Consider the following 8,443-nt stretch of genomic DNA (forward strand, 5'->3'; position numbering starts at 1 on the left):
CGCCATGCCGAAGACGCTGTTCGACAAGATCTGGGAGACCCACGAGGTCGGCGAAGGCCTGATCTACATCGACCTCCACATGGTCCACGAGGTCACGAGCCCGCAGGCCTTCGACGGCCTGCGCCTGGCCGGTCGCCCCGTGCGCCGCCCGGACAAGACGCTCGCCACCGCGGACCACAACGTCCCGACGGACGGCACGCCCGTCGCGGCGCGGATCAAGGACGCCCTCTCGCGGGTGCAGGTGGAGACGCTGGAGAACAACTGCGCCGAGTTCGGCGTCCCGGTCTTCTCGCTGGGCTCCGACCGCCAGGGCATCGTGCACGTCGTCGGTCCCGAGCAGGGCATGACGCAGCCCGGCATGACGATGGTCTGCGGCGACTCCCACACCGCCACGCACGGCGCGTTCGGCTCCCTGGCCTTCGGCATCGGCACCTCCGAGGTCGAGCACGTGCTCGCCACGCAGTGCCTGGTGCAGAAGAAGCCGAAGTCGATGCGCATCAACTTCGTCGGCGACCTGCCCTTCGGCGTCACCGCCAAGGACATGATCCTCGGCGCGATCGGCCAGATGGGCGTCGACGGCGCCGTCGGTCACGTCGTCGAGTTCGCCGGTCCCGCCGTCGAGGCGCTCTCCATGGAGGGCCGCATGACGATCTGCAACATGACCATCGAGGGCGGCGGCCGCGCGGGGATGATCGCGCCGGACCAGACCACGTTCGACTACGTCCAGGGCAAGCCCGCCGCCCCGACCGGTGCGGCGTGGGACGCCGCCGTGGAGACGTGGAAGCAGCTCTACACCGACGAGGGGGCGACCTTCGACCGCGAGATCGACGTGGACGTCACGTCCCTGTCGCCGCGCGTCACCTGGGGCACGACCCCGGACATGGTCGTCGGCGTGGACGGCACCGTGCCGACGCCCGAGTCGTTCGACGACCCGGCCGAGCGCGGCCAGGCGGAGCGCGCCCTGGAGTACATGGGGCTGAAGGGCGGCGAGCGGATCGAGGACATCTCGATCGAGCGCGTCTTCCTCGGCTCCTGCACCAACGGCCGCCTGGCCGACCTGCAGGCCGCCGCCGACGTCATCAAGGGCCGCAAGGTCGCCAACGGCGTCTACGCGATGGTCGTCCCGGGCTCCGTCCAGGTGAAGATCGCGGCCGAGGAGCTCGGCCTGGACAAGGTCTTCTCCGACGCCGGCTTCGACTGGCGCGGCGCGGGCTGCTCGATGTGCCTGGGCATGAACCCCGACGTGCTCTCGCCCGGCGAGCGCTGCGCCTCGACCTCCAACCGCAACTTCCAGGGCCGTCAGGGCAAGGGCGGGCGCACGCACCTCGTCTCGCCGCAGATGGCCGCCGCCGCAGCGATCGCGGGCCACTTCGTGGACGTCCGCACGTTCGACCCGGCCGAGACCCGCGAGCCCGCCGCCGTCTAGGCGCCCGGCTCCCCCGAACTTCGAGAGCGAGGACCAGACATGGATCCCATCAGCATCATCGAGGGCAAGGTCTCCGACCTGCCGCGCGACGACGTCGACACCGACCAGATCATCCCGGCGCGCTTCATGAAGCGCGTGGAGCGGACCGGCTTCGGCGAGTACCTCTTCCACGACGCGAAGGAGGCCCCGGACTTCCAGGTGGAGATCGGCAACCCGATCCTCTGCTCCGGCGCCAACTTCGGCTCCGGCTCCAGCCGCGAGCACGCCCCGTGGGCGCTCGAGGACGCCGGCTTCCGCGCGATCATCGCCACGTCGCTGGCCGACATCTTCGCGTCGAACTGCACGAAGGTCGGTCTGCTGCCGATCGAGCTGCCCGAGGACCAGGTGCGCAAGATCGCCGCGGCCGGCGAGGCGCGCATCGAGCTCGACGCCCAGACCGTCGTCGCAGGCGGCGAGAGCTTCCCGTTCGAGATCAACGGCGAGATCAAGCACCGGCTGCTCAACGGGCTGGACGACATCGGCCTGACGCTGAACGACGAGGCCGCGATCACCCGCTACGAGGAGGCGCGCGCCGCGTCGCCCTTCCCCGGCCCGAGCTCCCTGTCGCTGCCCCCGCAGGGCCCCGACGGCAAGACCATCCAGTCGACGCCCGTCGCCTGAGCGGACGGGCCACCCCGCCGATGTCGCGCACGCCCTCCCACCGCCTCTCCGGCGCCGGCCCCCGATGAGCACCGACGGGCCGCGCGACTGGGAGGCCTCGACCTACGACCGCGTCTCGACGCCCCACCGGGCGTGGGGCGCGGACGTCCTCGGCCGGCTGTCGCTGCGCGGCGACGAGCGGGCGCTCGACGCCGGGTGCGGCACCGGGCGCGTCACGGCGGAGCTGCTGAAGCTCGTGCCCGACGGCCACGTCGTCGGCGTCGACGGCTCGCCGGCCATGATCGCCCAGGCCGGACGCGTCCTCCCGCGCGAGGTCGAGCTGCTGGTCCAGGACCTCACGGCGCTCGTCCTCGACGCCCCGGTCGACGTGATCGTCTCGACGGCCACGTTCCACTGGATCGCCGACCACGACGTGCTCTTCGCGCGGCTGGCCGAGGCGCTCGTCGCCGGCGGTCGGCTCGAGGCGCAGTGCGGCGGGGCGGGCAACATCGCCTCCGTCGTGGCGGCGATCGACCGGCTGCGCGAGCGGTCGCCCTGGGGGGACGCGTTCCACGGCTGGGTCGACGACTGGAACTTCGCCGGTCCGGAGGAGACCGAGACGCGCCTGCGCGCCGCCGGCTTCGTCGACGTCCGGGCCTGGCTGGAGCCGCGACCGGTCGTCCTCGACGACGCCCACGCCTTCCTGCGCACGGTCGTCCTGGGCAGCTACCTCGAGCGGCTGCCGGAGGAGGCGCACGACGACTTCGTCGAGGCGGTCCGCGCCGAGCTCGAGGTCGACGGCGTCGTGACGCTCGACTACGTGCGTCTGAACCTCGGCGGCACGCGGGCGGCTGACGGCGCGGCCCCGGTGGCCCTGCCGGGCGAGGCCGTGCCCGAGTCGCCCGAGGACCTCGCCACGCGCCTGCGCGCCTGAGCCGGGCGCGGAGCCGGCGCTCCCGGGCCCTCGGGACGGGGGACATTCGTGCGTGCGGTGTCGCTCTGTGCGCCGGAGCACCTCCGCAGTGCACGGACGTCCACCGCTGTGATGTTGCGCACGCAATAACCCGGCTTGAGGAACCGCCGATAGCTTGGGCCGCCGATGAGCGCCCAGCTGACCCGCCGCGTCCCCGGCTTCTTCTCCATCACCCGGTTCCGGCTCCGGCATCTGGCGGGGGAGAGCATGTGGCTCATCCCCTTCGGCTACGTGCTGCTCGCCCTGCTGCTCGTGGTGGTCGTCGAGGTCATGCCGACCATCGACGTGCTCAGCGCACCGCAGGTCGACGCGACGCTCCTGACCTCGATCGCCGGGGGCATGCTGGCGCTGGCCGGCTTCGTCATCACGATCTCGTTCATCACCGTCGAGTTCGCCTCCATCGCGATGTCGCCCCGCCTCGTGGGCATCCTGCGGCGCGACCGCATGGTCAAGCGCGCCCTGGGCCTGGCGTTCGGGGCGTTCACGTTCTCGACGGTCGGCGCCCTCCTCGTCAAGCCCGAGGAGAACCCGGTCGACGACCTCTTCGGCATCGTCTCGACGCTCTGGTCGATCGTCGCCGCGGTGATGTTCGTGGTCATGCTCGACCGCATCTCGAACCTGCTGCGCGCCGGCAACGCGGTGGCGGCCGTCGGGGACAAGGCCCGGAAGGAGCTCGAGGCCGTCCACCCCGTCGCCTACGGCGTCGAGTCCGACTCGCCGCTGGCGGGCGCGACGCCCGAGGCCGCTCTGCACGCGCCGGACGACACCACGATCGAGGTGCACGAGACCCCCGAGGCGGAGTGGTGGGACGGCGACCGCGGGGCGCCCCCGACCCGGCGGTTCCTCGGCGACGGTCCCGGGACGCTGCACCACGACGGGCAGCCCGGCGTGCTCGTCGCCGTCGACCTGGTCCGCCTGGGCCGCCTGGCCGCCGAGCACGACACGCGGATCGACCTCAGCGTCCCGGTGGGCCGCTTCGTCCCGGTCCACACCGCCGTCATGTCCCTGGCGGACGGCGACGCCGAGGCCCTGGGCGACGAGCTGCGCTCGACCCTGGCGTGGGCCAACGAGCCGACGCTGGCCTCGGACCCCCGCCACGCGTTCCGCGTCCTCGTCGACATCGGCCTGAAGGGCCTGGCCCCGGGCGTCAATGACCCGACGACGGCCGTCCAGGCGATCGACCAGATGCACGACCTGCTGCGCCGCCTGGCGTGGCGGCAGCTCGGCGAGCTGCGCGTCCGGGACGCCGAGGGCGCGGTGCGGGTGACGATGCCGGCGCCGACCTGGGGGCACTACCTGCGGCTGGCGTGCGAGGAGCTCGCGGACTTCGGGGCCCGTCACGCCCAGGTCCGGCGCCACCTGCGCGTCATGCTCGACGACCTGTCGCAGTGGGCACCCGAGGAGCGCCGCGAGGCCGCCCTGCTGCAGCGCGAGCGCACCGAGGACGCGATCGGGGCGCTGCGGGCGAGCTGACCGCGGCGGTGGCGCCGTGTCGTCGGCGGTCGCTCCGGACGCGTTCGGTCGCCGACGGGCTGCGCCGTGGTCCGAGGAGCTCACGGGTGTCGGTGTCCCGGAAGCCGCACGTCCGTCCGTAGTTCCGCGGGTCGGGCGGCGGCGGACGAAGCGTCCCGCATATGCTCGGAAGCCATGTCGCACGCCATCGCAGTCCTGCCCGGCGACGGGATCGGCCCGGAGATCACCGCGCCGACCCTCGAGATCCTCAGCGAGCTCGGGGACTTCACGTTCACCGAGCACCCGTTCGGCGGCGCGTCGATCGATGCGCACGGCACGGCGCTCACCGACGAGACGACGGCGGCCTGCAAGGCGTCGGACTCCGTGCTGCTCGCCGCGGTCGGCGGCCCGAAGTGGGACACGACGGACCCGGACGCGCCGCGCCCGGAGCAGGGCCTGCTCGGCCTGCGCAAGGAGCTCGGCCTGTTCTCCAACCTGCGCCCGGTCCGGCCGGTCCCGGCGCTCTACGACGCCTCGGCGCTCAAGCGCGACGTGCTCGACGGCACCGACCTGCTCGTCGTCCGCGAGCTGACCGGCGGCATCTACTTCGGCGAGAAGACCCGCACCGCCACCGACGCGTCGGACCTCTGCCACTACACCGTCGCCGAGGTCGAGCGCATCGCCCGCTCCGCCTTCGAGACCGCCCGCAAGCGCCGCAACCTCGTCCACTCGGTCGACAAGGCCAACGTCATGGAGACGTCGCGTCAGTGGCGCGAGGTCGTCCACCGCATCCACGCCGACGAGTACGGCGACGTCGAGCTGCGCGACCAGCTCGTCGACTCGTGCGCGATGGAGCTCATCGCCCGTCCGACGCAGTTCGACGTGATCGTCACGGAGAACCTCTTCGGCGACATCCTCTCCGACGCCGCCGCGATGCTCTCCGGCTCGCTCGGCATGCTGCCCTCCGCCTCGATCGGCGACCCGTCGCAGCCCGGCATGTTCGAGCCCGTCCACGGCTCCGCGCCCGACATCGCCGGCAAGGGGATCGCCAACCCGCTGGCGATGTTCCTCTCCGCCGCGATGATGCTCCGCTACGACTTCGGCCTCGAGGCCGAGGCCACCGCGCTGGAGACCGCCGTCGACGGTGCACTGGGCGACGGGCTGCGCACCGGCGACCTGGGCGGCTCGGCGACGACCGCCGAGGCGCTGCAGGCCGTTCGCTCGCGCCTGGGGTAGCGGGCCGCGCCCCGGCCCGGACGGCGCGGTCCGTCGGGCCGTCGCATCGCGGACCCGGGATGTCCGCGATGCGACGGCCCCGGGGTCATCGCGGACCAAGGCTGTCCGCATGCCGGGGGAGGCTCGTCCCATGAGCACGACCGAGAACCCCACCGGCCACGACCTGCCGCCGGTCCCCCCGATCCGCGCGCTGGACTTCGTCACCATCCCGACCCAGGACGTCGAGCGCGCCCGCCGGTTCTACGGCGAGACGCTCGGCCTGCGGCGCGACGAGCACGCCGAGTACGAGTTCTGGCTCGGCTCGACCTGCCTGGCGATCTGGGACCCGACCTCGGCCGGCCGGGAGTTCGCGCCGCAGAAGAACGGCCACCTGGCCCTGCAGGTCGACGACGTCGCCGCGACGAAGGCCGCGCTGGAGGCCCGCGGCGTCGAGTTCGCGAGCGAGCCGTTCGACACCGGCGTCTGCCACATGGTCATGTTCACCGACCCCGACGGCAACGATCTGCTCCTGCACCACCGCCACGCGCCGGCGCGCGGCTGACGCGGGCGGCGGCCGGACGCCGGGGCGGGTCCTGGGTCCCCGGTCGCGGTGCCCGGGTCCGGGGACCCGGGCGGGCATGCGCCGACGCGCCCGCCCGCGTCGACGGCTCAGCGCCCGACGCGCCGCGCGGCCGCCTCGATCGTCCGCCGTCGCACGTCCCGGCCGAGGCCGACGACCCAGCGGCGCTCCGCCGCGAGCTGCGCGCGCGGGCCGAGGTACGGGTCGGCGAGGAGCCACGGGTTCGCCGGCGCCGCGCCGCCGTGGCCGTGCAGGCCGTCGGCGAGCAGCAGCTCGACCGCCCGGGCCGCCATCTCGACCTGGCCCGGCGCGGTGGGGTGCACGACGTCCGGCAGCACCATCCGGCGGCCGCCGAAGTCGGAGAGATCCAGGACGAGCGCCCCGTGCGCGGCCGCCACGTCGCGGACCAGCGACGAGGCCTGGGTCGACTTCGGTGCGGAGGACGGCCGGCCGAGGTCGTCGGGCAGGGTCGCGACGACGACGCGGTCGGCGTGCGTCGACGCCAGGCCCACGAGCGCGTCCATCGTCAGGCGGTAGTCGTCCGGCCGCCACGTCTCCTGCCGCACGTCGTTGACGCCGGCGTAGACCAGCGCGACGTCGTAGCGGCCGTGCATCCGCGGGGCCAGCTCCTCGAGGATCTCCTTCGCCGTCGCGCCGTTGCGCGCCAGCTTGTGGAACGGCACGTCGAACGCCTCCGCGACCCAGGCGGCCCACGACTGCATGGAGACGCCGAGCAGCGGCTCGCCCTCCCCGACGGTGATCGAGTCGCCCAGCGCGACGACGCCGCGGCGGCTGGCGGATCCCTCGGGCGGCAGGACGTCGGGCGCCTCGCCGGTGACCGCCGAGAACGGGCTCACCGTCCGGCCCCCACCGTCAGCGCCCTCAGCCGCGCGGCGTGCTCCGCCGTCAGCTGCCCCGACTCCAGGCGGTAGCCCCACGACCCGCCCTGCTCGCCGGGCACGTTCATGCGGTGCTCGCCGCCGAGACCGAGCAGGTCCTGCACCTGCATCATGCAGAGCGACGCCCGGGAGGACTGCGCCAGGGCGATCAGCGACCACCACGGCTCCTCCTCGCGGACGCCGGCGGCGTCGATCGCGGCGTCCGTCTCCGCCCGCCGGGCCTCGGGGATCGAGTCCCACCAGCCGCGCAGCGTGTCGTTGTCGTGCGTGCCGGTGTAGAGGACCTGGTTCTCCCGGTGGTTCTCCGGCCGGTGGGGGCCGTGCGGGTCGTCGGGGTCGAAGGCGAACTGCAGCACGACCATGCCCGGGAGTCCGAGCCCGTCGCGCAGCCGCTCGACCGCGGGGGTGATCACGCCGAGGTCCTCGGCGATCAGCGGCAGCGGCGACGGACCGTCGGCGGCCGTGGCCCCGGCGTCGTCCCCCGGAGCGGCGTCGGTGTCGGGCCGCAGCTCCCGCGCCGCGGCGTCGAAGACCGCCCGGCCCGGTCCGCGCGCCCACCGGCCGTAGGAGGCGTCGGGGGCGTCCTCGGGGACCGCCCAGTACGAGACGAAGCCGCGGAAGTGGTCGATCCGCGCCAGGTCGAAGAGGTCGAAGGTCCGCCGGAACCGCTCCGTCCACCAGCGGTAGCGGCGTCGGGACAGCGCGGGCCAGTCGTAGACGGGGTTGGCCCAGAACTGGCCCTTGTCGGAGTACGCGTCCGGCGGCGCGCCCGAGACGACGCCCTTGCGGAAGAGCTCGGGGTGCGCCCGGTGGTCCGCGCCGTCCGGGGCGACGTAGATCGGCACGTCGCCGATCATGCGGACGCCGCGCTCGGCCGCGTAGGCGCGCAGGGCGGCCCACTCGCGCTCGAAGCGCACCTGGTCGGCGACGGCGCCGTCGCCGGCGTAGGCCTCCCAGTCGGTCACCCAGAAGCCGTGACGTGCCCGGAAGCCGTCCTCCTCGTCACGGGACACCGGGGCGTCGGGATGCTCGAGGAACCCGTTCCACGCCGCGAAGGCCGAGGCGGACTTGTAGGGCGAGCGGTACTCGTCCGGCGGGCCGAGGGGCAGCGTCTGCCACCACGACTGGCCCGCGGCCTGCAGCCAGTCCACGAACGCGTAGGCCTCCGGACCCAGGCGGCCGCCCGGCAGGGAGGTGAGGTGCAGCTGTACGCCACTCGATCGGGGTATGGCCATCCGTTTAACGTTTCCTGTCCCGCG

General features: G+C 73.6%; 8 protein-coding genes. 6 read left to right on the forward strand and 2 right to left on the reverse strand.

The features are described 5' to 3' along the window. The first annotated feature begins 4 nt into the window (after nt 1–4). From leuC to Q7T67_RS00460, 6 genes are all read left to right on the forward strand, one after another. Nucleotides 5–1,426 carry a 3-isopropylmalate dehydratase large subunit gene (gene leuC / locus Q7T67_RS00435; RefSeq protein ID WP_304785350.1) on the forward strand — a complete coding sequence of 474 codons (1,422 nt, stop codon included), beginning with the start codon at nt 5–7 and terminating at the stop codon, nt 1,424–1,426. 39 nt (nt 1,427–1,465) lie between these two features. Beyond that, nucleotides 1,466–2,086, forward strand: coding sequence for a 3-isopropylmalate dehydratase small subunit (leuD, locus tag Q7T67_RS00440; RefSeq protein ID WP_304785351.1), 621 nt, complete (start codon nt 1,466–1,468; stop codon nt 2,084–2,086). 64 nt (nt 2,087–2,150) lie between these two features. After that, the gene (locus tag Q7T67_RS00445) at nt 2,151–2,999 is read left to right on the forward strand and encodes a methyltransferase domain-containing protein (RefSeq protein ID WP_304785352.1); all 849 of its coding nucleotides are present in this window, start codon (nt 2,151–2,153) and stop codon (nt 2,997–2,999) included. Between the two features lie 165 nt (nt 3,000–3,164). Next, on the forward strand, nt 3,165–4,511 hold the full coding sequence (locus Q7T67_RS00450) for a DUF2254 family protein (protein WP_304785353.1): 1,347 nt from the start codon (nt 3,165–3,167) through the stop codon (nt 4,509–4,511). 174 nt (nt 4,512–4,685) lie between these two features. Further along, complete coding sequence (gene leuB, locus Q7T67_RS00455; protein ID WP_304785354.1) at nt 4,686–5,726, forward strand: 3-isopropylmalate dehydrogenase; 1,041 nt, start codon at nt 4,686–4,688, stop codon at nt 5,724–5,726. 130 nt (nt 5,727–5,856) lie between these two features. After that, entirely contained in the window at nt 5,857–6,267 is a 411-nt protein-coding gene (locus Q7T67_RS00460) for a VOC family protein (RefSeq protein WP_304785355.1), read from the forward strand. A gap of 107 nt (nt 6,268–6,374) precedes the next feature. On the opposite strand, the gene Q7T67_RS00465 is transcribed toward Q7T67_RS00460, so the two are convergent. Both Q7T67_RS00465 and Q7T67_RS00470 read right to left on the reverse strand, forming a co-directional pair. Further along, nucleotides 6,375–7,142, reverse strand: a complete 768-nt coding sequence (locus tag Q7T67_RS00465) for a GDSL-type esterase/lipase family protein (protein WP_304785356.1) — start codon at nt 7,140–7,142, stop codon at nt 6,375–6,377. Continuing rightward, a complete protein-coding gene (locus Q7T67_RS00470) occupies nt 7,139–8,419 on the reverse strand; it encodes a 4-alpha-glucanotransferase (protein WP_304785357.1) in 1,281 nt (426 codons plus the stop codon). Before Q7T67_RS00470 ends, Q7T67_RS00465 begins: the two co-directional genes overlap by 4 nt. Nucleotides 8,420–8,443 lie beyond the last annotated feature (24 nt).

Origin of the sequence: Patulibacter sp., from assembly GCF_030655195.1 — a bacterium.
GTDB lineage: Bacteria > Actinomycetota > Thermoleophilia > Solirubrobacterales > Solirubrobacteraceae > Patulibacter.